This is a genomic window from Halomonas kalidii (genome assembly GCF_030010475.1).
Taxonomy (GTDB): Bacteria; Pseudomonadota; Gammaproteobacteria; order Pseudomonadales; family Halomonadaceae; genus Halomonas; species Halomonas heilongjiangensis.
In genome coordinates, this window is sequence record NZ_JASCQN010000048.1 from 43592 (window position 1) to 69463 (window position 25872).

Here is a 25872-nt window from a genome sequence, read left to right on the forward strand (position 1 = left end):
TAGATGACTAACCACCCTCATCGGGGCGTGGCGGCTCACCGATCTGCGTGGCCTCGTCGTAGCGCTCGCCCTCCCGGGACAGCCTGAAGGAGACGCTGTCGCCGTCGAGCCAGCCATTCAGTTCCTCGATGACCGCAGCATCCAGGGCCCCCGCCTGCTGTCGCAGTGACAGGAGGTTGATCACGTAGTCGTAACGGGCCTGGGCGTAGTCGGCAACGGCATCGTAGAGATTCTGTTCGGCATTGAGCACATCGACGATGTTACGAGTGCCCACCTCGTAGCCCGACCGGGTGGCCTCCAGGGCGCTCTCGTTGGAAACGATGGCCTGGGCCCGGGCTTCCACCGTCGAGACGTCGTTGCTCACCTGGGTATAGAGCGAACGCACCTGCTGGATGGTATCGCGCCGCTGCGCCTCGAAGTCGTACTGGCTGGACTCCAGCAGGTAGGTGCTCTGCCGGATGCCGGCACTGGTGCTGCCGCCGGTGTAGAGCGGCAGGCTGACGGAGAGGCCGACCTGGCTGGACGAGTCATGGCCCTCGATGGCATCGCTGTCGCTGTCGGCTCGCTGATAGTTGGCAAACGCCCCGATCACCGGCAGTCGCTGGGCCTTCGATACCTCGACGGCGCTGCGCGAGACCTCGACGCCGGCCTGCTGGGCCAGCACCAGGGGATTTTGCCCCAGCGCCAGCTCCACCCAGTGGTCGCGGCCACCTGGACTCGGCGGCACGATGGGCATCTCCTCGTTCAAGGCCTCGATGTCAGGGTAGCGCTGGCCGGTCAGGCGCTCCAGCGCCTCGAAGCTGACCTGGAGGTTGCTCTCGGCGACGATACGCTCGGCCCGCGACTGGTCGAATCTCGCCTGGGCCTCATCCACTTCGGTGATCGCGATCAGCCCCACCTCGAACTGTTCACGGGCCTGCTCGAGCTGGCGGCCGATGGCACGCTCCTGGGCACGGCGCGCCGCGAGAATCTCGTGGGCACGCAGGATATCGAAGTAGGCGCCGGCGACGTCGAGCAGCACCTGCTGCTCGGTGGCCGCCAGCCGATAGGTCTGCTGGTCGATCTGTCGCTCGGCCTGCTCCACCTCGCGGCGGTTGCGGGCATCGAAGAGCGCCTGGGTGGCTTCCAGCACCACGCCGGCGCTGTTGAAGCGGTCGTCGAGTCCGACCCCGGTCTGGAATCCCCCCGTCTGGCTCTCGTACTGGTGGTTGTGCGTCACGTTGCCCGAGACATTGACCTGGGGCAGCAGATCCCCCCGCTGTACATCCCGGCCGGCCTCCACGCTGCCGAACTGGGAACGTGCCGATGCCAGCTCGGCATTGTTGTCCAGGGCGTCCCGGGTGATGGTCAGCAGGTCGGCGGCCTGCAGCGGGCCGGCGCAGGCCGCTGCGGTCAGGGCCGGCAGCAAGGCGCGGCGGGCCAGCCACCGACCGGTTCGAGGTGAATGACGGGAGGGGCGGAAAGGCATCATCGGCTCATCCTTGATCTGGGAGCGAGAACATACATACATTCTCGCATGTTTTTATGACGAATCAATCGCACCCTGGCGGCGAAATGTGGAACTTTTCCGCAACGCCAGAAAGTCCGCTATGCTGCCTTGCAGCATGATCCTTCGATGGAGGCAGCGATGGAGGCACTGGAACTGGTCCGGGTACGGGAACTCGACGTGGCCGTGCGCATCTGGCACCCCGGGGCGCCGAGGACCGTGGTCGCCTGGCATGGCCTGGCGCGCCACGGTGGCGATTTCGCCGGTTTCGCCCGCGAGCTCGGCCCCGGGTGGCGGGTGCTGGCCCCGGACACGCCCGGGCGCGGGCTGTCGAGCTGGTCGCTCTACCCCTCCCATGACTATCTCTATTCCCACTACATGACGGTGGCCGTGGCGGTACTCGACCACTTCGGCCTGGAGCGGGTGCCATGGGTGGGCACCTCCATGGGGGGGCTGCTGGGCATGCTGCTGGCCGCCGAGGCCGACACCGCCGGGCGCATCGAGCGGCTGGTGCTCAACGACGTGGGCCCCGAGCTCGACCCGGACGGCCTGGCCTCACTGGCCACCTACTTCGGCGTGCCCCACCGCTTCTCTCGCTTCGGCGAACTGGAGGCGGAACTGCGCCGCCACTACGGCGGTTTCGGCATCGCGGGCGACGATGCCTGGCGACGCCTGGCACTGGACAGCGCCCGCCGCCTGCCCGACGGCAGCTGGACCTACCACTACGATCCGCGCATCGGCGAGCAATTCATCCACGACACCCCCCGCGATACCTGGGCAGACTGGCAGGCGATCCGCTGCCCGCTGATGGTGATCCGCGGCGCGACCTCGCCGCTGCTGCGCGCCGACAGTGTGACGCGCATGGCCGAGGTCCATCCCGGCCTGGTCCGCCTCGAGGTACCCGGCTGCGGCCACGCCCCGATGCTCGACCGGGCGAGCCAGGTCGCCCCCATCGCCGACTTCCTCACTCGCCCCCGGCGCGACCTGCTGCCGGCCGCCGACCGCCACCACGGAGCACCCTGGTGGCGGCGGGGACTCGCCTGGCTGCGTAGGGCACGCGCCGGCTGATCAGGCCACCTCCAGCCACGCCACCGTGCGCTCCACCCCGCTGTGGTAGGCGCCGCCGAACAGCAGCAGGTGGTTGAGCAGCGGATAGAGCTGGAACAGCGCCTCGCGCCTCGGCCAGTCGGCCGGGGCCTCGCCGTTCCAGTAGGCCGTGAAGAAGGCCTCGCCCGGTGACCCGAACAGCGTCAGCATCGCCAGGTCCACCTCCGGATAGTGGCGGTACACCGCGGGATCGATGATCGCCGGCCCATGCGGCGTGAAGAGCACGTTGCCCGACCACAGATCGCCATGGACCAGGCTCGCCGGGGCATCGGGCAACCACTCATCGAGCCCCTCGGCGATCGCCTCGAGCCGAGCGCGCAGGCGGCCATCGAGCAGGCCCCGGGCGTGGCAGGCCGCGGCGAGCGGCAGCAGGCGCCGCTCGCGCTGGAAGGCCCGACCATCGGGGAGCGGTGCATTGGGCTGGGGGGTGCTCCCGCAGGCATTGTCCCGTGGCCAGCCGTGTTCGGCGCCGGTACAGGCATGCAGTTCGCGCAGCCCGGCGCCCAGGGTGGCCCCGTCGGCCGCGGACCGGGCGGTCGCCTCCAGCGCCTCCATCACCAACCAGCCGTTGCCTTCCGCCAGCACGGCGGGCACGACCAGCCGGGTACCGGCCTCGCGCAGGACTCGCAGCCCCTCGGCCTCACCGGCCAGGCGTGTCGGCTCGTCGCGCTTGACCACCACCGCTCCCTGGTCGGTCGTCAGGCGGTAGACCGCGGCGATATCGCCGCCACCCAGCGGGCGAAGCTCGGCCTGGGGCCTCAGCCCGCAGCTCTCCAGCAGTTCCACGAGATCGGCTTGCATACATTTTCTCCTCGGCCTGACTGCCACAGACCCGCCATTCCTGGGGTCCAAATCAGCATACGCTGCCATGGCGCCCCGGGACAGGACGCTCCAGGGATGCCCCCCATGAACTCCGGCCGGCCCCGGGAGTCGTCACTGCATGCCCGGAATGATTCGGGGAACAGGCTGGCCAGCCGCGAGGTAACCGATGGCCCGATCCAACGACAACCGGCCCCCCAAGGAAGCCGAAGCGCTGCAACGGCGGCTGCTCGAGGTGATCGATGCCCTGGTGCGCGAGACGCGGCCTCGCCAGGGCGGGACCCGCCGGCCGACCCTGGAGACGCGGCTGGACCGCGACCTCGGCCTCGACAGCATGGCCCGTTCCGAGCTGCTGCTGAGGCTCGAGGATGCCTTCGCTGTCACGCTCCCCGAGAACGTGCTGATGGCGGACACGCCGGCGGAGCTGCTGGAGATCCTGCTGGCCACCCCGGGCACGGGTCGCGAGACCTCGTCCGTCGCGCCCGCGGCGGACAGCGCGCCGGTGGAGGGCGCTCCCGACACCGCCGAGAGCCTCAACGCGGTGCTGGACTGGCACCTGGCACGCCACCCCGACCGCGCCCACCTGCACATCTACGCCGGCGACGACACGCCGCAAACGCTGAGCTATGCCGACCTCGAGCGGGGCGCCCGGGGCATCGCCGTGGCCCTGCGCAGGCGCGGCCTGCCAGCGGGGAGCCGTGTCGCGCTGATGCTGCCCACCGAACCGGACTACTTCATCGCCTTCTTCGGGATCCTGCGTGCCGGCGCCGTGCCCGTGCCCATCTATCCCCCCGCCCGGTCGGCCCAGCTCGAGGAGCACCTGCGACGCCACGGGCGCATCCTGACCAATGCCGGCGTGGAGATCCTGATCACCGTGCCCGAGGCCCGCCGCGTGGCGCGCCTGCTGCGGGCCGAGGCGCCGCGGCTGGCGGCCATCGTCACGGTGGCGGATCTCGATGCCTCGACGGCAGCCGGCATCACGGACGCCGAGCCACCCGCCGCGACGAGCCTGGCGCTGCTGCAGTACACCTCGGGCAGCACCGGCGACCCCAAGGGCGTCACGCTGACCCACGGCCAGTTGCTGGCGAACATCCGCGCCATGGGCGAACGCCTGGAGGTGACCTCCCGGGACGTCTTCGTCAGCTGGCTGCCGCTCTACCACGACATGGGCCTGATCGGCGCCTGGCTCGGCAGCCTCTACCACGCCATCCCGCTGGTGGTGATGTCGCCGCTCGCCTTCCTCGCCCGCCCGCTGCGCTGGCTCGAGCTGATCCATCACCATCGGGCCACCCTCTCCGGCGGCCCCAACTTCGGCTACGAGCTCTGCCTGCGCTCGCTGACGCCCGAGCGGCTCCAGGGACTGGACCTGAGCAGCTGGCGGGTCGCCTTCAACGGCGCCGAGCCGGTCAGTGCCCGCACCATGCAGCGCTTCGCCGAGGCCCTGGCGCCCTGTGGCCTACGCCCCGGCGCGCTGATGCCGGTCTACGGGCTGGCCGAGGCGGCGGTGGGACTGTGTATCTCCCCGCCCGGCCGCGGGCTCGTGCTCGACCGGGCCGAGCGCGAGGCCTTCACGGCGAGGCAGCAGGCACGACCCGCCCGCGGCAAGGAGCCGGCCCTGACCTTCGTCAACTGCGGTCCACCGCTGCCCGGCTACGCGATTCGCGCCGTCGCCCGTGACGGCCGCGAGCTGCCGGAGCGACACGAGGGCGATATCGAGTTCCGCGGCCCCTCGGCCACCGCGGGCTATTTCGACACTCCGGCGGCGACCCGCGACCTCTTCGACGGCGAGTGGCTGCGCACCGGCGACCGCGGCTACCTCGCCGACGGCGACCTCTACATCAGCGGCCGGGTCAAGGATGTGCTGGTGCGCGGCGGGCGCAACCTCTACCCCTACGACCTCGAGGAGGCGATCGGCCGCGTCGAGGGCGTCAGGAAGGGATGCGTGGCGGTGTTCGGCGATCCCGATCCGGAGAGCGGCGTCGAGGAGCTGGTCGTGGTGGCCGAAACCCAGGTCGACGACTCGTCCCGACGCGATGCGATCACCCAGGCGATCCGCGATGTCACGGTCGACATCGTCAACGTCCCGGCCGATGCCATCCGCCTGGTGCCACCCCATAGCGTGCTGAAGACCTCCAGCGGCAAGCTCCGCCGTGCGGCCACCGCCGAGCTCTACCGCAGCGGTCGCCTCGGCCAGGGCGGCGCGCCCGTCTGGCGCCAGGCGCTCGGCCTGGCGGCCAAGGCCGGCATGCAACGCGCGCGGCTGCGACTGGCACGACTCGGTGAACGGCTCTATGCCGCCTATGCCTGGAGCGTCTGCGGGCTGGGAGCCGCCATGCTGGGCATGCTGGCGCTGCCGCTGCCGCGGCTCGCCTGGCGCTGGCGCGTCGCGCATCATGTCGCTCGCCTGGCCGCGGTGCTCGCCGGCCTTTCCATCGAGCGACACGGCGTGGATCGTTTGCCCCGCCGGGCGCCCTGCGTGCTGGTGGCCAATCATGCCAGCTACCTGGACGCCCTGGTGCTGACAGCGGCGCTACCCCGCGGCTTCCGCTACCTGGCCAAGGCCGAGCTCCGGCGTCGCTGGCTCTCTCGCCTGGTGCTGAAGCGCATGGGGGTGCTGTTCGTGGAGCGCTTCGACCCCCGCCAGGCCACCCGCGACACGCAACGAATCTTCGCCGCCGTCGAGGGCGACGACTCCCTGGCGTTCTTTCCCGAGGGCACCTTCCACTCGCAGGTCGGGGTCGGGGACTTCCACATGGGGGCCTTCGTCATCTCCGTGCAGAGCGGCGTGCCGGTGCTGCCGGTGGCCCTGCAGGGTACCCGGGACGCGCTGCGCGGTCGCGAGTGGTTGCCCCACCCCGGCAGGGTGAGGGTCAGCGTCGGTGAGGCGATCCAACCGACGACCACCGGCTGGGCGGAAGCGGTCAGGCTGCGCGACGCCGCCCGATCGTTCATCCTTGCCGAATGCGGGGAGCCCGATCGTGGTACACATTGACGCCAGGACACCGCCACTCCTCCGCCGAGTCCACCCCACGAGAAAGGAGCCTCGCGATGTACAAGCTAGCCTTCTATGTCCCCCTGGAAGACGCCGAGGCGGTCAAGGCCGCGGTGTTCGCCACCGGTGCCGGGCGCATCGGCGACTACGAGGCCTGCTGCTTCCAGACGGCCGGCACCGGGCAGTTTCGCCCCCTCGCCGGCGCCGACCCGCACATCGGCCGGGTCGGTGACCTGGCGCGGGTCGAGGAGCTCAAGGTCGAGCTGGTCTGCGACGCCGCCCTGATCCGCGAGGCGGTGGCGGCCCTCAGGGCCACCCACCCCTACGAGGAACCGGCCTTCGACGTCTGGAAGCTGGAGACGCTGTGAAGCGAGGGCGCCGCCCGGCTTACCCCAGCCGCCGATCGATCCGCGCCTCGAGGGTACGCTGGTCCTCATCGAAGCGGCGAATGCCCTCGGCCAGCTTGTCGTTGGCCATGGCGTCCTGGTTGTGGCCCCAGCGGAAGGCGGCCTCGGACAATGGCGACGGCCGTATGTCACTGGCGTCTTCCATCACCACCCGGCGCTCCACCTCGCCGTCGCCGGCGGCGAGTTCCTCGAGCAGCCCCGGCGAGATGGTCAGCCGCGGGCAACCGGCCAGCGCCAGCACCTGGCCGGTGGTGCGGAAGCTCGCCCCCATCACCACGGTGTCGTAGCCGCCCCGGCTAACACGGGCGCAGACCCCGCGCACGAAGTTCACCCCCGGGTCCTCGTCCGGGGTGTAGTCGCGTCCGGTCGCTTGCTTGTACCAGTCGGTGACCCGGCCGACGAAGGGCGAGACCAGGAACACCCCGGCGTCGAAGCAGGCCTGGGCCTGGGCGTCGCTGAACAGCAGGGTCAGGTTGCAGTTGATGCCTTCGCGCTCCAGCACCTCGGCGGCGCGGATGCCTTCCCAGGTCGAGGCCAGCTTGATCAGCACCCGCTCCGGGCCCACGCCGTGGCGCGCGTAGAGGCCGATCAGCTCGTGAGCCTTGGCGATGCTGGCCCGGGTATCGAAGGAGAGCCGCGCCGCGACCTCGGTGGAGACCCGGCCGGGCACGTACCTGGCGATCTCCGCGCCCTTGGCCACGGCGAGCCGGTCGGCCGCGTGCTCGACCTGCCGCTGGCGATCGCCGCCCTCGGCCTTGACCGCGTCCAGGGTCTCGGCGATCAGCTCCTGGTAGCCGGGCAGGTCGAAGGCCTTGAGCAGCAGCGAGGGGTTGGTGGTGGCATCCTGGGGCCGGTAGCGCTTGATCGCGTCGAGGTCGCCGGTGTCGGCGACCACCAGCGAGTGCTGCTTGAGCGCGTCGAGTAGAGAAGGCATGGGTGGCTCCATCTGTCGAAGGTTGGGGTGTGCAGGCCGCGTCAGCAGACGACGGCATGACGTTCGGCGAGGGCCTCACGATAGCGAGCATAGACCCCCTGGTAGGCGGCGACACTCGCCGGATCGGGATCGGCCAGGGAGCGTTCGTCGAGATGCACCAGCCGTGTGCAGAGCTGTTCCAGGCTGCCCCCCTGCTCGTATTGATGGCTCCAGGCCGCCTGCAGGGCCGCACCCAGCGCCGCGGCGTCGGTGATCTCGGGGCAGATCACCTGGGTGCCGGTGATGTCGGCGACCATCTGCCGCCACACCGGGCTGTTGGCGCCACCGCCGATCAGGCGGATCTGGCTGGCCCCTTCGGCCAGCCCACCGAGCAGTTCCAGGCCATAGCGCATGCCGAAGGTCGCCCCCTCGACCACCGCCCGGCAGAGGTTGGCCTGGGTGGTGTTGACGCTGGTCAGGCCCAGGAAGCTCGCCGTAGCCTCGGGCAGCATCGGCACCCGTTCGCCGTTGAAGAACGGCAGCACGGTGACCCCCTCGGCGCCGATGGGGGCGCTGGCGAGCCGCTCGCCGAAGGTCGCCAGGTCGAGGTCGAACAGCTCGCGCACGCGAGTCGTCGCCGAGGTCACGTTCATGGTGCAGACCAGCGGCAGCCAGCCGCCGCTGCTCGAACAGAAGTTGGCGACCATGGCGCTGTCGGCCACCACCGGCTCGGGGGAATGGGCGCAGACCGTCCCCGAGGTCCCCAGGCTCAGGGTCACCAGCCCCGGCCGGATATTGCCGGTGCCGATGGCACCGAGCATATTGTCGCCTCCCCCGCTCGACACCAGGACATCGTTGGCCAGCCCCAGCTCGCGGGCCAGTTCGGGGCGCACCATGCCGGCCGGTTCATGGGCGTCGATCAGCCGTGGCAGCACGCGGGACGGATCGAGTTCGGGGGCGATCTCGGCGAACACGTCCTCGCGCCAGCGCCGCGAACGGGTATCGAAATAGCCGGTGCCGGAGGCATCACCGGCCTCGGTGACCCGCTCGCCGGTGAGCCAGAAGTTCAGGTAGTCGTGGGGCAGCAGCAGGCTGTCGATGCGGTGGTAGGCGTCCGGATGGGTGTCGCGCAGCCAGGCCAGCTTGGAGGCGGTGTAGCCGGTCTGCAGCACCAGCCCGAGCTTGTCGAGGCAACCCGCCTCGCCCCCGAGCCGCGCGACCAGCTCGGCATTCCGGGCGGCCGTCTCGGTATCGCACCACAGCTTGGCCGGATGGACCGGCTCGCCCCGCTCGTCCAGCGCCACCATGCCGTGCTGCTGGCCGGACACGCCGATGGCGCGGATGGTCCGGCTGTCGATGCCGGCTTTGGCCACCGCCTCGGCGAAGGCCCCGCGCAGCGCCTCGACCCAGTCACCGGGCCGCTGTTCGCGCCGCCCGTTCTCGCCCTCGATCAGACGATGGGGGCGACTCGCCTCGCCGAGGATGCGTCCGCCGTCGACATCGAGCACCACCACCTTGGTGCTCTGGGTACCGCAATCCACCCCGATATACATCATGCACGTCCTCGTACCGACACCAGAGCTTCCAGTGTGGCACGTGCACCGCACTCGTGAAGGGAAGCCAGGGCCTCGAGATAGGCCGTGCGAAAGCGCTCGTGCTCGGCGAGGTCCCCGAACAGTTCGCGATTCTCGATAAAGGCGGTCGGTTGCTCGCGATTCCGGGCGGCCCGGCGCAGCAGATCGTCCTTGAGGCGGTCGACCACCGCGATGGCATCGCCCCGCTCGTCGGCGCCCTCGGCATAGCGGGCCCAGCTCGCCACCACCGCGGCCGAGCGGTGGATCTCGCCGCCCTTGTCCAGTTGTTCGCGGATCACCGGCAACAGCCACTTGGGAATGCGATCGGAACTCTCGGCGCACAGCCGCGCCAGGGTGTCCTTGATCTCGGGGTTGGCGAAGCGCTCGATCAGGGTCAGCCGGTACCGCTCGAGATCCACACCCGGCACCGGCGCCAGGGTCGGGGACCCCTCGCGGCGCATGTAGTCAAGCAGGAAGTCGACGAACAGCGGGTCCTGGCAGACCTCATGGGCATAGCGGTAGCCGGCCAGGTAGCCGAAGTAGCACAGCGCCTGGTGGCTGGCGTTGAGCAGCCGCAGCTTCATCAGTTCATAGGGCTCGACATCGTCGACCACCTGCACCCCCACCGCCTCGAAGGCGGGACGCCCGGTGACGAAACGATCCTCCAGCACCCACTGGGTGAAGGGCTCGCAGACCACCGGCCAGGCGTCATCGATGCCGAAACGGCCGGCCAGTTCCTCGATGTCCGCGGCGGCGGTGACCGGGGTGATGCGATCGACCATGGAGTTGGGGAAGGCCACCTCGGCGGCGACCCAGGCGCCGAGCTCGCCGTCGCGGGCCCGGGCGAAGGCGGTGAACATGCGGTGCGCCACCTCGCCGTTGCCCTGGATGTTGTCGCAGGACATCACCGTGAAGGGCGGGATGCCCCGCGCGCGGCGCCGCGCCAGCGCCTCGATGATCAGCCCGAAGGTGGTCGTCGGTGCGGCAGGGTGGGCCAGGTCGTGCTGCACCGCCGGGTCGTCGAGGTCGAAGGCACCGCTGACCGGGTGGAAGTTGTAGCCACCCTCGGTGACGGTCAGCGAGACGATGCGGGTGGCCGGGTCGACCATCCGGGCGATCACCGCCTCCGGGTCGTCGGGGGCGAACAGGTAATCGATCATGCTGCCGATGACGCGGGGCTCGCGGCGGCCGTCGGGGTGCTTGACCACCAGGGTATAGAGGTGGTCCTGGGCGGCCAGCACCTCCTGCATGCGGCGGTCGCCGGGCATCACGCCGACGCCGACGATGCCCCAGTCCAGGGCCTCGCCGCGGTTCATCAGCGCATCCAGGTACATGGCCTGATGGGCACGGTGGAAGCCCCCCACGCCGAAGTGGACGATGCCGGCGGTCACGGCGCCACGGTCATAGCCGGGCACCGCCACCTCGGGGGCCAGCCGGCCCAGGTTGTCATTGTTGAGTCGGGTCATGGAGTCTCTCCGGCCGAGCCGCACTCGGCGTGAACGAGGCCCGGAGCCCGGTGGTCAGCGCCACACCAGGTCGGGCGAAATGGAGCGCGTCTTGACCAGGCGCGCGTTGGACATATCCTTGTGGCGGGCCTTCTCCAGGGCGCCGGCGGCGTCCTGGCCCATGTCCAGCCAGCGCTCGAACAGACGCTGTTCGAGGACGTCGTCGGCCACGTCCAGCATCACGGTCAGGTCGAACAGGGGATGCAGCTCGGTCCAGGGCGCCTGGTCGAGCAGCAGATAATTGCCCTCGACGATGACGATGCGATGCCCGAGCGTGATCAGGCGTCCGCCGGCGCGGGCCAGGTCCAGGGGCCGGTCGAACACCGGTACCGCCACCGTCCGGTCGGCGCGACGAATGCGCTCGAGATCGACACGCAGGCCGTCGACGTCGAAGGTGTGCGGGGCCCCCTTCACCGGCACCTGGTCGTCGGGCTCGAGCACGGCGTTGTCGAAGTGGTAGCCATCCATCGGCACCACGACGGATTCGCCGGGGCGCAATGCCGTGATGGCATCGCTCAACAGCTCCGAGCGGTACGACTTGCCGGCGCCTGGCGGGCCGGCCAGGGCGACGATGAACCGCCGCCGGCCCGAGGCGGCTTCGCTGATCTGGCGGGCGATATCCTGTAGTTCGGGATACATGGCAGTGTCCTCACAGTGGGCTGGCGAACCGCCATCATCGCCTGCGCGACACTGGGCGCAAGCCTGACGCCGTCTCACCCTCCCCTTCACGGGTCAGCTCATCCAGTTGCCACCATCGACGTTGAGGGTCTGGGCCACCACATAGTCGCTGTCCGCCGAGGCGAGAAAGACCGCGGCCCCGGCGTGATCCTCGGGGCGCCCCATGCGACCGTAGGGCACCGCCTCGCCGACCAGGCGCTTCTTCTCGCCGAGCGGGCGGTTCTCGAAGCGGGCGAAGAGCGCATCGACCTCGTCCCACATCGGGGTATCCACCACGCCGGGGGCGATGCCGTTGACGTTGATGCCGTGCGCGATGAGCGACAGGCCGCAGGACTGGGTCAGGCTGATCACCGCCGCCTTGCTGGCGCAGTAGACGCTGACCAGCGGCTCGCCGCGGCGTCCGGCCTGGGACGACATGTTGATGATCTTGCCACCCCGGCCCCGCGCGACCATGGCCTTCGCCACCGCCTGGAGCGTGAAGAAGAGCCCCTTGGTGTTCACCGCGAACTGCCGGTCGAAGCTCTCCTCGGTCACCTCGAGCACCGGCGCCATGTCGAAGATGGCGGCGTTGTTGACCAGAATGTCGATGCCGCCGAAGCGCTCGCTGACGCTGGCCACCATGGCGTCGATGGCCTGTCGATCGCAGACGTCCAGACGCACTCCCATCAGCCGGGAGGCGGCGTGGCCCTCGCCTTCCAGCGTGGCCAGGGCCTCGTCGATGGCCCCCTGGTCGATATCGGCGATGACCACCGAGGCGCCCTCCTCCAGGTAGGCACGGGAGATGGCCAGGCCGATACCGCGGGCACCGCCGGTGATCACGCTCGTCTTGCTGTCGAGTTTCATGTGTTCCTGCCTCTGGTGATGGGGTTAGCGAGCCGCGGTGTGCAGGCGAGTGTGCCGCCAGTCGTCGACCAGCGACTCGAGTCCGTGCATGTGGTCGAGAATGCGCCAGGCCCCGGCCTCGACCAGCCGGCGCGCCTGCTCCGGCTCGACGTGGCTGGCCCCGGTGAAGCCGATAACCGTCATGCCGGCGGCGTAGGCCGCGGTGACACCCGAGACGCTGTCCTCCACCACCAGGCAGTCGGCGGGAGCACAGCCCAGCTCACGGGCCGCCAGCAGGTAGAGGTCGGGGGCGGGCTTGGGGCGGGCGACCTGGTCCGCCGTGAAGACCGGCGACTCGCCGATCAGCCGCTCCAGGCCGGTGGTGGCCAGCGAGGCCAGGACGCGGCGACGGCGGCTGTTGGAGACCACCGCCTTGGGCAGGGGCAGCGAGGCGATCGCCGCGGCCACGCCGTCGACGGCCTCGAGCTCCCTGGCCAGCCGCGCCTCGATGGCCCGATCGACCCGCTCGGTGGCATCGGCCGGCAGCCGATGGCGGCTCAGCGGCTCCAGGTGAGCCAGGATGTTGGCCGTGGTCATGCCCAGCGCCTGGCGCAGCACGGTATCGGCGGCCAGGTCGGGCAGCCACTCCCCCAGCAGCCCGACCAGGGTGGCCTCGGCGATCGCCTCGCTGTCCACCAGCACGCCGTCGCAGTCGAAGATCAGGATATCCATGGGCGCTCCCCGTCACTGGCAGCCGCTTGTGGACGACAAGCGGTTATCGTGGCGGGTGAGGCCGGCCAGGGGGTGCTGATGCAGGCTGGGCAGCGCCAGGGTATCGGCGTCGAAGAGGTGGGCGCGGCCCGGTTCGAAGCCGAAACGCACCTTGTCGTGGACGCGATGGGCGACGTCCCCGTCGGTCATCAGGGTGACCATCGCCTCGCCCATCTGCACATAGAGCGAGGTCTGGCCCCCCAGGCGCTCGAGGACCCTGATCTCCCCCGTCAGCGGCCCCTCGTCGTCGAGTTGCAGGTGCTCGGGTCGGATGCCCAGCTCCAGCGGCGAGTCCACCGCCAGCCGGCTGCCATCCACCGGCACCGTGCACACCCCGCCACCGGGAAGCCGGATACTCACCCCCTCGGGGCCCGACCGGACGAGGTCGACGTCGAGGAAGTTCATCTTGGGCGAGCCGATGAAACCGGCCACGAAGCGGTTGCACGGATGGTGATAGAGCTCCATGGGCGAGCCCACCTGCTCGACCACGCCGTCGTGCAGCACCACGATCTTGTCGGCCATGGTCATTGCCTCGATCTGGTCGTGGGTGACGTAGATCATGGTGGCGTCGAGCTCCTCGTGGAGCCGCGCCAGCTCGATGCGCATCTGCACGCGCAGCGCCGCATCCAGGTTGGAGAGCGGCTCGTCGAACAGGAAGATGCTGGGGTTGCGGACGATGGCCCGGCCGATCGCCACGCGCTGGCGCTGGCCACCGGAGAGCGCCTTGGGCTTGCGGTCCAGCAGCGGCTCGAGCTGCAGGATCTTCGCCGCCTCGAGCACCTTCTCGCGTCGCGCCTCCTTCGGCACGCCGGCCAGGCGCATGCTGAAGCCCATGTTGTCCTCGACGGTCATGTGCGGATAGAGCGCATAGCTCTGGAACACCATGGCCAGGCCGCGGTCGGCGGGCCCCACTTCGTTCATGCGCGCCCCGTCGATGACGATATCGCCCGAGGTGGCGCTTTCCAGCCCGGCGATCATGCGCATCAGCGTCGACTTGCCGCAGCCGGAGGGACCGACGAAGACCACGAATTCGCGGTCGTTGACCTCGAGGTCGACGCCCTTGATGACGTCGGTGTCGCCGAAGCTCTTGGTGATCTGCTTGAGTTGTAGTGTTGCCATGATGGGATTCCTTTACTTGACGGCGCCGAAGGTCAGGCCACGCACCATCTGTTTCTGGGTCAGCCAACCGAAGACGAGAATGGGCGCGATGGCCATGGTCGAGGCCGCGGAGAGCTTGGCCCAGAACAGCCCCTCGGGGCTCGAGAAGGAGGCGATGTAGGCGGTCAGCGGGGCCGCCTTGGAAGACGTCAGGTTGAGGCTCCAGAAGGCCTCGTTCCAGCTCAGGATCACCGACAGCAGGCCGGTGGAGGCGATGCCCGGCAGGGTCAGCGGCAGCAGCAGGAAGAACACCTCCTGGAAGGTGGTGGCCCCGTCCATGCGCCCCGCCTCGAGGATGTCCTTGGGCATGTCCTTGAAGAAGGTGTAGAGCATCCACACCACGATCGGCAGGTTCATCAGCGTATAGATGATGATCAGGCCGGTGCGGGTATCGAGCAGCCCGACATCGCGAAAGATCAGGTAGATGGGCACCAGTACCCCGACCGGCGGCAGCATCTTGGTGGAGAGCATCCACAGCAGGGTGCCCTTGGTGCGCCGGGTGGGGAGAAAGGCCATCGAATAGGCCGAGGGGATGGCGATCAGCAGTGCCAGCAGGGTCGAGCCGAAGGCCACCGCGACGCTGTTCAGCGCGAACCGGGCGTAGCCCGCCCGCTCCTGGACCGCCTGGTAGCTCTCCAGGGTCGGCGAGAAGATCAGGCTGGGATCGGCGATGGCCGCGGACTCGGTCTTGAAGCCCGTCAGCACCATCCAGAAGATCGGGAAGAAGATCAGCAGCGCCACCGTCCATCCCAGCACGGTCAGGCCGAGCTTCCGGGTATGGGCCGAGGCCAGGAACGGCCGTGTCGCACTGCGTGCCGGCACTGACTGGTCGCCGCCCCGCGAGGACGCTTCCAGCCGGTCATGCTTGGTCGTTGTCGTCATGATAAGGGACTCCCGAGACACTAGTCTTCCAGGTTCTTGGCCACCATGCGGACCAGGAAGATGGCGACGATATTGGCGAGGACGATGGCGATCACCCCACCCGCGGAGGCGGTGCCGACGTCGAAGTCGAGCAGGGCCCGGATATAGATCAGGTAGGCCAGGTTGGTGGTCGCCAACCCCGGGCCACCGGAGGTGGTGACGAAGATCTCGGCGAAGATGGTCAGCAGGAAGATCATCTCGATCATGATCACCACGCTGATCGCCCGCTTGAGATGCGGCAGGGTGATGAAGAAGAAGATCGCCACCGGGCCGGCCCCGTCCATGCGGGCGGCTTCCACCTGGTCCTCGTCCAGCGACTGCATGGCGGTGAGCAGGATCAGCAGTGCGAACGGCAGCCACTGCCAGGCGACGATGATGATGATCGAGGTCAGCGGCAGCGAGGAGAACCAGTCGACGGCCGGCAGGCCGAACGACTCGGCGACCCAGGAGAGCACCCCGTTGGATGGGTGCATCATCATGTTCTTCCACACCAGGGCGCTGACCGTGGGCATGACGAAGAACGGCGAGATGGCCAGCACCCGGGCGATGCCGCGCCCGGCGAACTCCTGCTGGAAGAGCACCGCCAGCAGGGTGCCACCGACCACGGTGATCGCCAGCACCCAGCCGACCAGCAGCAGGGTCGTGCCCATGGCCGACCAGAGGGCCGGGTCGGTGAACAGGTATTCGTAGTTTTCCAGCCCGGCGAAGCCGGTCATGCCGGGCATCAGCAGGTTGTAGCGCTGGAAGGAGAACCACAGGGTCATGCCCAGCGGCACCAGCATCCACAGCAACAGCAGGGTGACGGCCGGCGCCTGCAGCGACAGGGTCCTCAGACCCCCGACGGTGCGCCCGGAAGCTCTTGTCTTGTTCATGGGATTACCCGCAAAACCAGCTAGGAAGAAGGGCCCGGCCGGGACGACCCGGCCGGGAACGGCAGACTCCGCTCAGTCGAGGTAGCCGGCGCGCTGCATGGCGCGCTGCGTGGCGCGCTGAGCGCTCTGCAGCGCCTGCTCGACCGTGGCATCACCGGTCAGGGCCGAGGCCACCGTCTGGCCCACCTGGGTGCCAATCGACTGGAACTCGGGAATGCCGACGAACTGCACGCCGACATAGGGGCTCGGCTCCAGGGTCGAGTCGGTGGGATCGGCACTGCGCATCGCCTCGAGCACGAAGCCGGCGAAGGGGGCCGCGTCCTGGTAGTGCTCGTTGGCGTAGGTGGACTCGCGGGTGCCGGGCGGCACGCTGGTCCAGCCCTGGGTGTCGCCGACCAGCTCGATGTATTCACGCGAGGTCGCCCACTGGATGAACGTCCTGGCGGCCTGCTGGTGCTCGGACGTCGCGGGAATGGCCAGCGCCCAGGACCACAGCCAGTGCGAGCCCTTGGGCGTCCTGGCCACCGGCGCCGGCGCGAAACCCAGCCGGTCGGCCACGTCGGACTCGCCGGGATCGTAGAGCTTGCCGGCCGCCGAGGTGGCGTCGACCCAGATGGCGCAGCTCCCCCGGGAGAACAGCGCCAGGTTCTCGTTGAAGCCGTTGGAGCTGGCGCCGGGCGGGCCGTAGTCGTTCAGCAGGTCGACATAGAACTGGATCGCCTCCTGCCACTCGGGCGAGTCGAGCTGGGGCTGCCAGTCTTCATCGAACCAGCGCCCGCCGAAGGTATTCACCAGGGTCGAGACCAAGGCCATGTTCTCGCCCCAGCCCGGCTTGCCGCGCAGGCAGATACCGGCCCGCTGCGCCTCGGGATCATGCAGCTGGCCGGCCCAGTCACGGACCTCCTCCCAGCTTGGCTGCTCGGGCACCTCGATGCCGGCCTCGTCGAACAGGTCCTGGCGGTAGTACATCATCGAGCTCTCGCCGTAGAACGGCAGCGCATGCAGGGTGCCGTCGTTGCTCAGACCGTCGCGCACCGAGGTGAGCAGGTCGTCGACCTGGTAGTCGTCGGGAAGGTCATCGAGGGGCGTCAGCCAGCCGCGTTCGGCCCAGATGGGGACCTCGTAGGTGCCGATGGTCATGACGTCGAACTGGCCGCCCTGGGTAGCGATGTCGGTGGTCATGCGCTGGCGCAGCACGTTCTCCTCCAGCACCACCCAGTCCAGCGCGATGTCGGGATGCGCCTCCTCGAAGGCATCGGTCAGGCTCTGCATGATCACCATGTCGTTGTTGTTGACCGTGGCGATGGTGATTTCGGTCTGCGCCTGGGCCTGGCCGGCCAGGGCGATCGCCGCGGCCAGGCTCGTCAAGGGCAGATGACGGGTGAGTCTCATGGTGGGCTCCTGTCGGGACAGCTTGGCGTTGTTATTTTGATCTCATTGATCAACTGACGATCAAATGATCGAACATACCCCGAAAAAAAGCAAAGCCCCGGGTATTAGACTTTAGGTACAGATTTCAGCGATTGCGGATAATGTGGTGCGTCACGACATCTCGGTGAGATAGCGGGCCGCCGTCTCGTCGGTGATCAGCCCGTTGAGCCAGCCGCCGCGCAGGGACGCCAGCAGGGCCGGGCCCTTCTCCCGGCCGCCCGCGATGGCAACCAGGGGCTGATCGCGCAGCATCTCCAGCGGCAGGCTGGTGACACGGCGGGTGATGGAGCAGTCGATGACCTCGCCGTCGCGGTTCATCGGCCAGCCGAGCAGCTCACCCACCGCCTCGAGACCCAGCAGCTCCTCGAGGTCGCTCTCGTCGATGAAGTGGTCCTGGAAGAGCGTGGCCTGGCGGTCGATGCGCCCCACGCCGATGAAGGCGGTCTCGGCCTGCTTGGCCACCGCCATGATCGCCTGGAACAGGCGCTGCCCGCGCATCGCCTCCTTCTCCTCCACCGAGTCGGCGACCACCGGGGTGGGCAGCAGGAAACGCTCGCCGCCGGTCTTGTCGGCCAGCACCATGACGCCGTCGTAGCGGTTGGCGGAACCGTCACGCGCCACGTTGCCGACCAGCGAGACGAAGCGGTGCTGCGGCCGATCGTGACGACTCATGGCCTCGACGGTCGCGCGAATCGAGCGCCCCGTCCCCAGCGACAGGGTCAGCGGCTCGCTGCGCACCACCAGACGGGAAACCCGCTCCGCCCCGGCCGCCGCCAGATAGGAGGCACCGCCGTCGGGGGCATCCGGCTCGGCCGGCACCACGTCGCAGTAGTCCAGGCCATAGCGGTCGCGGATGGCCGCGGCCATGACCATGCAGGCGGAGATCGGGTGATCGATGCGCACCTTGATCAGGCCCTCCTGGCGGGCCAGGGCCAGCAGGCGCTGCACGCCGGGCCGGGACACCCCGAGCTGCAGGGCGATCTCGTCCTGGGTGATCCCTCCCACATAGGACATCCAGGCGGCCCGCGCGGCCTGGTCCAGCTTGCGTTCGAACTTGTCCACGGCCTGTCATCCTCGTTCCGCCGGCACGACGGTCTTCATGATACCGTCGCCACTCCCTACGATCCCGGTCCCGCCCCGATCAGGCGGAACCGAAGTAGCGCTCGCGATCCGCCGCAGTGATATCGCTGATATGCAGCGGGAAATGGCCGTCGCCGCGGTCGGCATAGAAATGGCGCAGGGTGCGCTCGATGGTGGGAAAGGCGAGCTCGTCCCAGGGGATCTCGTGCTCCTCGAACAGCGCTACCTCGAGGCTCTCCGGACCGGCGTCGAAGCCGCCCGCCAGGTCCGCGCGGAAGATCATGTAGACCTGGTTGATGTGCGGCAGGTTGATCAGGGTATAGAGGCCATGAATGCTGACCGCGGCGCAGGCCTCCTCGAGGGTCTCCCGGACGGCGGCCTCGACGGTGGTCTCGGCGTTCTCCATGAAGCCGGCCGGCAGGGTCCAGAAGCCCTTGCGCGGCGCGATGGCACGGCGACACAGCAGCACCCGCGAGCCACTCACCGGCAGGGTACCGGCGACGATGCGGGGGTTCTGGTAGTGGATGGTGCCGCACTCGTCGCACAGGTAGCGCGGACGGTCATCCCCGTCCGGAATGGCGAAGCGCACGGTATGGCCGCAGTGGCTGCAGAAGTTCATGGTGCTCCCTGGCAGGCTGGCGAGCGGCCCGGTAGCCGCCCGACTCGGGGCTTGACGCCGGCGACGGCGGCCGGGTAGAAGGGATCAAACCCGATGGAAACTCCATGTTAGAGAAACTTCGCGAACGCCTGCAAGCACACCGACCGCAGCGGCTGACGCTCGACCTGCCCCAGGCCGCGGTGCTGATGCCGATCGTCGACCGTCACGAGCCGACCCTGCTGTTCACCCGCCGCGCCGATCACCTCACCACCCACAGCGGCCAGGTGGCCTTTCCCGGCGGCAAGCGCGAGGAGCAGGACCCGGACCTGCTGAGCACGGCGCTGCGCGAATCCCTCGAGGAGATCGCCCTGCCCCGCGAACGGGTCGAGCTGCTCGGCCGGCTCTCGGACGTCATCTCGCTGTACGGCATCAGCGTCACCCCCTACGTGGGCCTGATTCCCCCGGACCTGCCGCTCGTGCCCGACCTCAACGAACTGGATGCGATCTTCGAGGTGCCGCTGTCGCTGTTCCTCGAGGACCGTCGCCACCACACCGACGTGATCCCGGTGAACGGCCGGCCGTACTTCGTGCCGAGCTACCATGTCGCCGGCCAGGTGATCTGGGGGCTCTCGGCCATGATGCTGGTGGAGCTGCTGGCCGAGGGCTTCGGCCGCGAGATCAGCCTCCACCGCGAGCCAGCGGGCGGTCGGCTGTGCTATTTTCCCGAGCGACTCCTGCGGGCCTGGGATGGCCTGGCCCAGGCGCCCTGACGCCTATCTCTTCTGCCGCATGGGGACACACCACTGACACCACGACTCGCACACCCCGTCCTGGACACCGCCGCCCTGCCCCGCCTGGTCGACGCCCTGGTGGAACAGGGCTGGTACGTCGACGAGGAGGTCATCGATGCCGAACTCTGCGCCGAGCTCCACCGCGAGCTGATGGCCCTGGCCGACCACCATGCCCTGGACGCCGCCGGCATCGGCCGCGGCCAGGCGCATGCGCTGCGCCGCGACGTCCGCGGTGACGCCATTCGCTGGCTCGAACGCGAGAGCCTGGCCCAGCGCCGCTACCTCGAGGCCATGGGCGAGCTGCAGGGCGCGCTCAACCAGGCGCTGTTCCTGGGGCTCTTCGAGTACGAGGCCCACTTCGCCCACTACCCGCCCGGCGCCTTCTACCAACGCCACCTCGACAGCTTTCGCGGCCGCGCCAACCGAGTCATCTCCACCGTGGGCTACCTCAACCCGGACTGGCCCGCCGACGGCGGCGGCGAGATGGTGCTCTTCGACGCCATCGATCCCGAGCGCGAAGTGGCGCGGGTGCGCCCCACCGCCGGCACCTTCGCCTGCTTCCTCTCCGAGACCGTTCCCCACGAGGTGCTGCCCACCCGCCTGCCGCGAGCCAGCATCGCCGGCTGGTTCCGGCGCAACGCCTCGCTGGGTGGCCGGGTGGACCCGGCGCGCTGATGGCGAGCGACGACGACAGCCGCCGGCGCCCGTCGCGGCGAGCCGAGCTCGAGGCCCGCTGTGCCGAGCTCGAGGCCCGCAACGCGGTCCTCACGGCGGAGAAACGCCACTACCAATGGCTGGCGGAGAGCACCACCGACCTGATCTCGCGCCACGCCCGGGACGGTACCTTCCTCTACGCCTCGCGGGCCGCCCGCGACCTGCTCGGCTATGACCCCGAAGAGCTGATCGGCGCCTCCGCCTACGATCTCTTCCACCCGTCGGACCTGGCCGCCCTGCTCAACAAGTCGCCACGGGTCTACTACCACGACGGCTTCTACCAGCAGACCTACCGCTTCCGCGCCCGGGACGGCCACTACGTCTGGTTAGAGACCACCAGCCGCACCCGCCGCGACCCGGCCACCGGCGAACTGCTCGACATCCTCTGCGTCTCCCGCGACGTGGGCCGGCGCATCCGCGCCGAGGCCAACCGCGAGCGCCTCGCCCGGGTGGTCGAATCCACCACCGACTACGTGCTGTTCGTCGACGGCCAGGAGCGGCTCTTCTACTCCAACGAGGCCGCGCGCCGGCAGCTTTCCCTGCCCCGGGAGGGAGGCGACACCCGCCTGGAGCACGCCTATACGCCGGCGTCGCTGGCCGAGCTACGCGAGATCGTGCTGCCCGCCGTGGCCCGCTACGGCTCCTGGAGCGGCGAGCTGGAGATGTGCGGCCCGCGGGGACCGGTGCCGGTGCTCAGCGTGGTGCTCGCCCACCGCGGCCCGGGCGCCGAGCCCGACCACCTCTCGCTGCTCAACCGCGACATCGGCCTGCGCAAGGCCGCCGAGGCCCAGGCCCGCCGCCACCAGGAGCAGATCGCCCATGCCAACCGCCTGGCCACCACCGGCGAGCTGGCCTCCAACATCGCCCACGAGCTCAACCAGCCGCTGGGCGCCATCGCCAACTACGCCAGCGGCGCCCTGGTGCAGCTCGCCGCCGACCCGAGCCGGCCGGCCGGCGACCTGGAACTGCCGCTGACGCGCATCAGCGACCAGGTCCAGCGCCTGGCCGAGCGGCTGCGCCATATCCGCACCTTCGTGCGCAAGGGCCAGACGCGCCCGCGGCCGGTGGTGCTGGCCGAGGTGGTCGACGCCGCCTGCCGGCTCTGCGAATGGCAGTACCACCAGGCCGGCGTGTGGCTCGCCCACGAGCTCGCCGCCCCCCTGCCGCGGGTACAGGCCGACCCGGTGGCGCTCGAGCAGGTACTGGTCAACCTGCTGCTCAACGCCCTGGAGGCGAGCCGCGACCACCCCGGCGCCGACCGGGTCGCGATCCGGGCGCGGCGCACCGGCTCCCGGGAGGTCACCGTCACGGTCGGCGACCGCGGCCCGGGCATCGCCGCGGAGGACGCCGCACGCATCTTCGCCCCCTTCCACTCCACGCGTTCCGACGGCCTGGGCATGGGGCTCGCCATCAGCCACTCGCTGATGGAGGCCATGGGCGGCCGCCTGGTGCTGGCCCCGGACGACGGTTCCGGCGGCGCCACCTTTGCCGCTACACTGCTCACCGAGCCCGCGCCGCTGACCCCGGCGTAGTTCCCCCCACCTTGCCTGCCCGGAGCCCCGCGTGACCGAGACCGCCAGTCCCCCGCCCTGTATCGCCGTCGTCGACGACGACGAGGCCCTGCGCGACTCCCTGGCCTGGCTGCTGGAATCGGTGGGCCTGTCGACTCGTGCCTACGGCGACGGCGAGGCCTTCCTCGCCGCCGCGCCCGGGGCCCACGACGCCATCCTGCTCGACGTGCGCATGCCCGGCCTGTCCGGCCTGCAGGTGCAACAGCGGCTCAACGAGCGCGGCGACGCCACCCCGGTGATCTTCATGACCGGCCACGGCGACGTGCCCATGGCGGTGGCGGCGCTCAAGGCCGGCGCCTTCGACTTCATCGAGAAACCCTTCAACCACCAGCAGCTGATCGACTGCGTGCAGCAGGCGCTGGCCGAGCACCAGCGCAAGCGCCGGGCCCGTTCGCGGCTCGAGGCCCTCCAGGCGCGCTACGCCACCCTGCGCCCCAAGGAGCAGCAGATCCTGGTGCACGTGGCCGAGGGCATGACCAGCCGCGAGATCGCCGACCACCTCGGCGTCAGCGCCAAGACCGTGGAGGTCTACCGGCTGCGCGCCATGAAGGCGCTGGGCGCGGCCAACCTCGCCGAGCTGGTCAGGATCTGCGTGGCGCTGGGGCTGGTGGAGGCGCTACCGACGGCACCTCGGCAGCGGTAGGTGGAGACGGTTCCTCCACCGGAGGGTGCGGTACCGTACAGACATCGTGCGTGCCGGATACCAACCTACGACTCATGGATCCCTCAGCGCCGACTATCGACATCACCGCCGAGCCACGGGCATTGAAGCGCGCCCTGGGCGAGTACCGCACGCCGCGCCTGGCGCGCAGCGTCGTGGAACTCATGGTCACGGTGATCCCCTTCGCCGCCCTCTGGATACTGATGTGGGGCACCCTGAGCGCCGGCTACTGGCTTGGCCTGTTGTTCGCCGTGCCCGCCGCGGGCTTTCTCGTGCGCTTGTTCATGATCCAGCACGACTGCAGCCACGGGTCATTCTTTCGTTCCCGACGTGCCAATGACTGGGTCGGCCGAGCCATCGGCGTCTTGACCCTGACCCCCTACGATCTCTGGCGGCACAGCCATGCCCTCCATCATGCCGGCTCCGGCAACCTCGATCGCCCGCGTGTCGGCGGCATCGACACCCTGACCGTGCGCGAGTACCGGGACTTGCCGCGAACGCAGCGGCTCCTCTATCGCCTGTATCGGCACCCGCTGGTGCTGTTCGGTGTCGGCCCGACGTACCTGTTCATCCTGGACCATCGCCTGCCAGTGGGTTTCATGCGCGCGGGCTGGATGCCCTGGCTGAGCACCATGAGCACCAACGCGGCGATCGCGCTGCTCGTCACCACCATGATCTGGCTGGTCGGCGTGATCCCCTTCCTGCTCGTGCAACTGCCCATCACGCTTCTCGCCTCATCGATCGGCGTCTGGCTGTTCTATGTCCAGCATCAGTTCGAGGCCACCCTGTGGGAGCACGACGCCGACTGGACGTTCCACGAGACGGCGCTGTACGGCAGCTCCCACTATGACCTTCCGGGCCCCCTGCGCTGGATCACCGCCAATATCGGGATCCACCATGTCCATCATCTCTGCAGCCGCATCCCCTCCTACCGACTGCCCGAAGTGCTGCGCGACCATCCCGCACTCCGCCATATCGGCCGCCTCACCCCGCGGCAAAGCCTCGAGTCGGTGCGGCTTGTGCTGTGGGATGAAGAGCAGCGTCGCCTGGTCTCCTTTGCCGAGGCGCACGGGGCGCCCCCCGACCGGGCTCGCTAGGCTTTGACTTCGTCTAGGAAGCCGTTGCCGCTGTCGGCGGCGGGCGCCTTCTCGGGTTCGGGGGGCGGCTCGAGGGCGACGACCCGACCGTCGGGGTCGTCGAGCAGGCGGCGCAACTGCTCGTAGTCGAGCACCATGGCGGCTCCGTCGTCGGCGCGCTCGAGCAGGGAGAGCGTCTCGAGCAGCGCCGCCATGCCCTCCTCCTGATCCTCGAGCGCGGCATAGGCCTGCACATGAGGGATGCCATCGGCCCAGCCGGCCTTGATCGGCTGGTCGATGATATTGACCCGGGTGCCCTCCGGGACCCGATCGAACACCGACGCGATGTCCTCGGGGAACATGCGGATGCAGCCGCGGCTGGCGCGCATGCCGATGCCGTCGGGCTGGTTGGTGCCGTGGATCAGGTAGCCGGGGATGTCGAGCAGGATGGCGTGGCGGCCCAGGGGGTTGTCGGGGCCGGGGGGCACCACCTCCGGGGGCGGATCGCCGCGCTCGGCGGCCTCCTCGCGTATCGAGCTGGGCGGATACCAGGCCGGATCTTCCAGGCGCATGGTGGTCTTGGTCACCCCCAACGGCGTGTTGTAGCCCTCGCGGCCGATGCCGATGGGGTAGGTCTCGACCCGCGGCGGCTCGCCCTCGCCCACCTCCGGGTAATAGTAGAGCCGCAGCTCGGCGATGTTGATCACGATGCCCTCGCGCGCCACCGGCGGCAGGATGCGACGCGCCGGAATCACCACCTCGGTGCCCTCGCCCGGCACCCAGATGCTGACATCGGGGTTGGCCCGGCGGATCTCCTCATAGCCCACGTTGTGCTCGCGGGCCACGTCGAGCAGCGTCTCGTCGCCGCGGCTCTCGACGGTATAGACCTCGCCGATCACATCGCCGTCCTCGGGCAACGGGTAATGCCCCTTGGGCCACTCGGGCTCCTCCTCGGCCAGGGTCACGACCGAGAACAGCAGGCCTCCGGCGGCCAGCAGGCCTCCCAGGGTCCGCCTCAACCACCGCGGAGCTTGCCCCGACATACCAGGATTACATCTCGCCATTGCCATACTCTCGCCTCTTCCATGCTGCCGCGGGCCTCGAGACCCCGACCCGATCATCGTGGGAATAGTGTACCGGGGAGCCCCCGATCATGAGCAGGAATACTGTTGGGTTTTGTCACCACGGCCTCCCCAACCTTACACAGAGTCCCGTTCCCCTGGCGGACAGCAATCACAGCACCGCTCGCCGAGCATCTGGCGACGCACCAGCCAGACGATCGGCGGCGGCAAGACCAGCCACTGCAGCAGTGGGGCCAGCCCCGTTCCCAGCAACGGGAGGGTGGGCATCAGCTCACCGTATTGCCAGCGGTCCTGGAGCACCGTGGCATGCCACTCCAGTCCTATCGTGATAGCGACGCCAACTGCCACGAAGCCAAATAGCGCCGGGACATCGGGACAACGAATCCAGGCCCGCCGCCGCACCATCGCCACGACCCAGTAGGCCACAAGCGCGATGAGCACATCCCCCAGTGCCGCCCGGGTACAGAAACGCACGGCATCCCAGTGCGTCATGGCCGGCATGCCGGCGAAGAGCGGCACCTGCAGGAACTCCCACGGATAGTTCAGCAGAAAGGCAAACAGCGCCACGTTGAACTCCGGCGTGGCCAGCCCCCGCTTCAGCCTGCCAGGCCGGGATGGTCCCATCGCCATGACTCACCTCCGGAACAGGTACGGCGTCGACACAGCGCCCAGCAGGATCAGCTTGGCTGCCGACTAGAGACAAAGTGTTCCATGGCGATCGGTGCCAGGCAATCTAGACGACCTCGGTAGGACATGCCGGCTGGTCAGCACAGCTCGCCTTGACGCGGATCAAGCCTTCCCGGATGCCACTGCACTACACTGAAAATGTTGTTACCTCCTCAC

Annotated in this window: 24 protein-coding genes; 8 read left to right on the top strand and 16 right to left on the bottom strand. The window is 69.2% G+C overall.

All coding sequences use genetic code 11. The features are described 5' to 3' along the window. Positions 1–7: 7 nt before the first annotated feature. Complete coding sequence (locus tag QLQ85_RS15300; RefSeq protein ID WP_282739784.1) at positions 8–1471, bottom strand: TolC family outer membrane protein; 1464 nt, start codon at positions 1469–1471, stop codon at positions 8–10. A gap of 156 nt (positions 1472–1627) precedes the next feature. Here QLQ85_RS15300 and QLQ85_RS15305 point away from each other — a divergent pair, with 156 nt between their 5' ends. Beyond that, positions 1628–2554 (top strand): alpha/beta fold hydrolase, encoded by a 927-nt coding sequence (locus QLQ85_RS15305; protein WP_282739785.1) that lies wholly within the window; start codon positions 1628–1630, stop codon positions 2552–2554. Here QLQ85_RS15305 and QLQ85_RS15310 read toward each other — a convergent pair whose 3' ends face one another. Then, positions 2555–3394 (bottom strand): fructosamine kinase family protein, encoded by an 840-nt coding sequence (locus tag QLQ85_RS15310; protein WP_282739786.1) that lies wholly within the window; start codon positions 3392–3394, stop codon positions 2555–2557. 187 nt (positions 3395–3581) lie between these two features. Between QLQ85_RS15310 and QLQ85_RS15315 the strand changes: the two genes are divergently transcribed. Together QLQ85_RS15315 and QLQ85_RS15320 are read left to right on the top strand one after the other, a co-directional pair. Continuing rightward, positions 3582–6404: an AMP-binding protein gene (locus tag QLQ85_RS15315; protein ID WP_282739787.1), complete on the top strand. Its 2823-nt coding sequence runs from the start codon at positions 3582–3584 to the stop codon at positions 6402–6404. A gap of 56 nt (positions 6405–6460) precedes the next feature. Next, the gene (locus QLQ85_RS15320) at positions 6461–6772 is read left to right on the top strand and encodes a Nif3-like dinuclear metal center hexameric protein (RefSeq protein ID WP_282739788.1); all 312 of its coding nucleotides are present in this window, start codon (positions 6461–6463) and stop codon (positions 6770–6772) included. 19 nt (positions 6773–6791) lie between these two features. Here the strand turns inward: QLQ85_RS15320 and tal are convergent, their stop codons facing one another. From tal to QLQ85_RS15380, 12 genes are all read right to left on the bottom strand, one after another. Next, complete coding sequence (gene tal / locus QLQ85_RS15325; RefSeq protein WP_282739789.1) at positions 6792–7745, bottom strand: transaldolase; 954 nt, start codon at positions 7743–7745, stop codon at positions 6792–6794. Between the two features lie 41 nt (positions 7746–7786). After that, on the bottom strand, positions 7787–9277 hold the full coding sequence (xylB, locus tag QLQ85_RS15330; RefSeq protein ID WP_282739828.1) for a xylulokinase: 1491 nt from the start codon (positions 9275–9277) through the stop codon (positions 7787–7789). Further along, entirely contained in the window at positions 9277–10764 is a 1488-nt protein-coding gene (locus QLQ85_RS15335; protein WP_282739790.1) for a mannitol dehydrogenase family protein, read from the bottom strand. The genes xylB and QLQ85_RS15335 overlap by 1 nt, the downstream gene beginning before the upstream one ends. A 54-nt stretch (positions 10765–10818) precedes the next feature. Beyond that, the gene (locus tag QLQ85_RS15340; protein ID WP_282739791.1) at positions 10819–11442 is read right to left on the bottom strand and encodes a nucleoside/nucleotide kinase family protein; all 624 of its coding nucleotides are present in this window, start codon (positions 11440–11442) and stop codon (positions 10819–10821) included. Positions 11443–11535: 93 nt separating this feature from the next. Beyond that, positions 11536–12324: an L-iditol 2-dehydrogenase gene (locus QLQ85_RS15345; protein WP_282739792.1), complete on the bottom strand. Its 789-nt coding sequence runs from the start codon at positions 12322–12324 to the stop codon at positions 11536–11538. A gap of 24 nt (positions 12325–12348) precedes the next feature. After that, positions 12349–13035 (bottom strand): HAD family hydrolase, encoded by a 687-nt coding sequence (locus QLQ85_RS15350; protein WP_282739793.1) that lies wholly within the window; start codon positions 13033–13035, stop codon positions 12349–12351. A 12-nt stretch (positions 13036–13047) separates the two neighbouring features. Continuing rightward, positions 13048–14193: an ABC transporter ATP-binding protein gene (locus tag QLQ85_RS15355; RefSeq protein ID WP_282739794.1), complete on the bottom strand. Its 1146-nt coding sequence runs from the start codon at positions 14191–14193 to the stop codon at positions 13048–13050. 12 nt (positions 14194–14205) lie between these two features. Beyond that, on the bottom strand, positions 14206–15114 hold the full coding sequence (locus tag QLQ85_RS15360) for a carbohydrate ABC transporter permease (protein ID WP_282739795.1): 909 nt from the start codon (positions 15112–15114) through the stop codon (positions 14206–14208). A gap of 20 nt (positions 15115–15134) precedes the next feature. After that, positions 15135–16025 carry a carbohydrate ABC transporter permease gene (locus QLQ85_RS15365; RefSeq protein ID WP_282721350.1) on the bottom strand — a complete coding sequence of 297 codons (891 nt, stop codon included), beginning with the start codon at positions 16023–16025 and terminating at the stop codon, positions 15135–15137. Positions 16026–16097: 72 nt separating this feature from the next. Further along, a complete protein-coding gene (locus tag QLQ85_RS15370; protein ID WP_282739796.1) occupies positions 16098–17417 on the bottom strand; it encodes an ABC transporter substrate-binding protein in 1320 nt (439 codons plus the stop codon). 150 nt (positions 17418–17567) lie between these two features. Further along, complete coding sequence (locus tag QLQ85_RS15375) at positions 17568–18518, bottom strand: sugar-binding transcriptional regulator (RefSeq protein WP_282739797.1); 951 nt, start codon at positions 18516–18518, stop codon at positions 17568–17570. A 79-nt stretch (positions 18519–18597) separates the two neighbouring features. Then, positions 18598–19155, bottom strand: a complete 558-nt coding sequence (locus QLQ85_RS15380) for an NUDIX hydrolase (protein WP_282739798.1) — start codon at positions 19153–19155, stop codon at positions 18598–18600. Positions 19156–19259: 104 nt separating this feature from the next. Between QLQ85_RS15380 and QLQ85_RS15385 the strand changes: the two genes are divergently transcribed. The 5 genes from QLQ85_RS15385 (at position 19260) to QLQ85_RS15405 (ending at position 23968) form a co-directional block, all read left to right on the top strand. Further along, the gene (locus QLQ85_RS15385; RefSeq protein ID WP_282739799.1) at positions 19260–19904 is read left to right on the top strand and encodes a CoA pyrophosphatase; all 645 of its coding nucleotides are present in this window, start codon (positions 19260–19262) and stop codon (positions 19902–19904) included. A gap of 33 nt (positions 19905–19937) precedes the next feature. Then, complete coding sequence (locus tag QLQ85_RS15390; protein ID WP_407650399.1) at positions 19938–20600, top strand: 2OG-Fe(II) oxygenase; 663 nt, start codon at positions 19938–19940, stop codon at positions 20598–20600. Then, positions 20600–22171 (top strand): ATP-binding protein, encoded by a 1572-nt coding sequence (locus QLQ85_RS15395; RefSeq protein WP_282739801.1) that lies wholly within the window; start codon positions 20600–20602, stop codon positions 22169–22171. The genes QLQ85_RS15390 and QLQ85_RS15395 overlap by 1 nt, the downstream gene beginning before the upstream one ends. Positions 22172–22202: 31 nt before the next feature. Further along, positions 22203–22853, top strand: a complete 651-nt coding sequence (locus QLQ85_RS15400) for a response regulator transcription factor (RefSeq protein WP_282739802.1) — start codon at positions 22203–22205, stop codon at positions 22851–22853. Positions 22854–22927: 74 nt separating this feature from the next. Continuing rightward, entirely contained in the window at positions 22928–23968 is a 1041-nt protein-coding gene (locus QLQ85_RS15405; protein WP_282739803.1) for a fatty acid desaturase, read from the top strand. On the opposite strand, the gene QLQ85_RS15410 is transcribed toward QLQ85_RS15405, so the two are convergent. Both QLQ85_RS15410 and QLQ85_RS15415 read right to left on the bottom strand, forming a co-directional pair. Then, positions 23965–24966 (bottom strand): L,D-transpeptidase family protein, encoded by a 1002-nt coding sequence (locus QLQ85_RS15410; RefSeq protein ID WP_326521382.1) that lies wholly within the window; start codon positions 24964–24966, stop codon positions 23965–23967. The two genes, QLQ85_RS15405 and QLQ85_RS15410, sit on opposite strands and share 4 nt — an antisense overlap. 180 nt (positions 24967–25146) lie before the next feature. Continuing rightward, positions 25147–25659, bottom strand: coding sequence for a hypothetical protein (locus QLQ85_RS15415; RefSeq protein ID WP_282739805.1), 513 nt, complete (start codon positions 25657–25659; stop codon positions 25147–25149). Positions 25660–25872: the final 213 nt, after the last annotated feature.

Bases quoted from the DNA above. Each gene is read 5' to 3' on its own strand.
- QLQ85_RS15300 (WP_282739784.1), bottom strand. From the start codon at position 1,471: ATGATGCCTTTCCGCCCCTCCCGTCATTCACCTCGAACCGGTCGGTGG.
- QLQ85_RS15305 (WP_282739785.1), top strand. From the start codon at position 1,628: ATGGAGGCACTGGAACTGGTCCGGGTACGGGAACTCGACGTGGCCGTG.
- QLQ85_RS15310 (WP_282739786.1), bottom strand. From the start codon at position 3,394: ATGCAAGCCGATCTCGTGGAACTGCTGGAGAGCTGCGGGCTGAGGCCC.
- QLQ85_RS15315 (WP_282739787.1), top strand. From the start codon at position 3,582: ATGGCCCGATCCAACGACAACCGGCCCCCCAAGGAAGCCGAAGCGCTG.
- QLQ85_RS15320 (WP_282739788.1), top strand. From the start codon at position 6,461: ATGTACAAGCTAGCCTTCTATGTCCCCCTGGAAGACGCCGAGGCGGTC.
- tal (WP_282739789.1), bottom strand. From the start codon at position 7,745: ATGCCTTCTCTACTCGACGCGCTCAAGCAGCACTCGCTGGTGGTCGCC.
- xylB (WP_282739828.1), bottom strand. From the start codon at position 9,277: ATGTATATCGGGGTGGATTGCGGTACCCAGAGCACCAAGGTGGTGGTG.
- QLQ85_RS15335 (WP_282739790.1), bottom strand. From the start codon at position 10,764: ATGACCCGACTCAACAATGACAACCTGGGCCGGCTGGCCCCCGAGGTG.
- QLQ85_RS15340 (WP_282739791.1), bottom strand. From the start codon at position 11,442: ATGTATCCCGAACTACAGGATATCGCCCGCCAGATCAGCGAAGCCGCC.
- QLQ85_RS15345 (WP_282739792.1), bottom strand. From the start codon at position 12,324: ATGAAACTCGACAGCAAGACGAGCGTGATCACCGGCGGTGCCCGCGGT.
- QLQ85_RS15350 (WP_282739793.1), bottom strand. From the start codon at position 13,035: ATGGATATCCTGATCTTCGACTGCGACGGCGTGCTGGTGGACAGCGAG.
- QLQ85_RS15355 (WP_282739794.1), bottom strand. From the start codon at position 14,193: ATGGCAACACTACAACTCAAGCAGATCACCAAGAGCTTCGGCGACACC.
- QLQ85_RS15360 (WP_282739795.1), bottom strand. From the start codon at position 15,114: ATGACGACAACGACCAAGCATGACCGGCTGGAAGCGTCCTCGCGGGGC.
- QLQ85_RS15365 (WP_282721350.1), bottom strand. From the start codon at position 16,025: ATGAACAAGACAAGAGCTTCCGGGCGCACCGTCGGGGGTCTGAGGACC.
- QLQ85_RS15370 (WP_282739796.1), bottom strand. From the start codon at position 17,417: ATGAGACTCACCCGTCATCTGCCCTTGACGAGCCTGGCCGCGGCGATC.
- QLQ85_RS15380 (WP_282739798.1), bottom strand. From the start codon at position 19,155: ATGAACTTCTGCAGCCACTGCGGCCATACCGTGCGCTTCGCCATTCCG.
- QLQ85_RS15385 (WP_282739799.1), top strand. From the start codon at position 19,260: ATGTTAGAGAAACTTCGCGAACGCCTGCAAGCACACCGACCGCAGCGG.
- QLQ85_RS15395 (WP_282739801.1), top strand. From the start codon at position 20,600: ATGGCGAGCGACGACGACAGCCGCCGGCGCCCGTCGCGGCGAGCCGAG.
- QLQ85_RS15405 (WP_282739803.1), top strand. From the start codon at position 22,928: ATGGATCCCTCAGCGCCGACTATCGACATCACCGCCGAGCCACGGGCA.
- QLQ85_RS15415 (WP_282739805.1), bottom strand. From the start codon at position 25,659: ATGGCGATGGGACCATCCCGGCCTGGCAGGCTGAAGCGGGGGCTGGCC.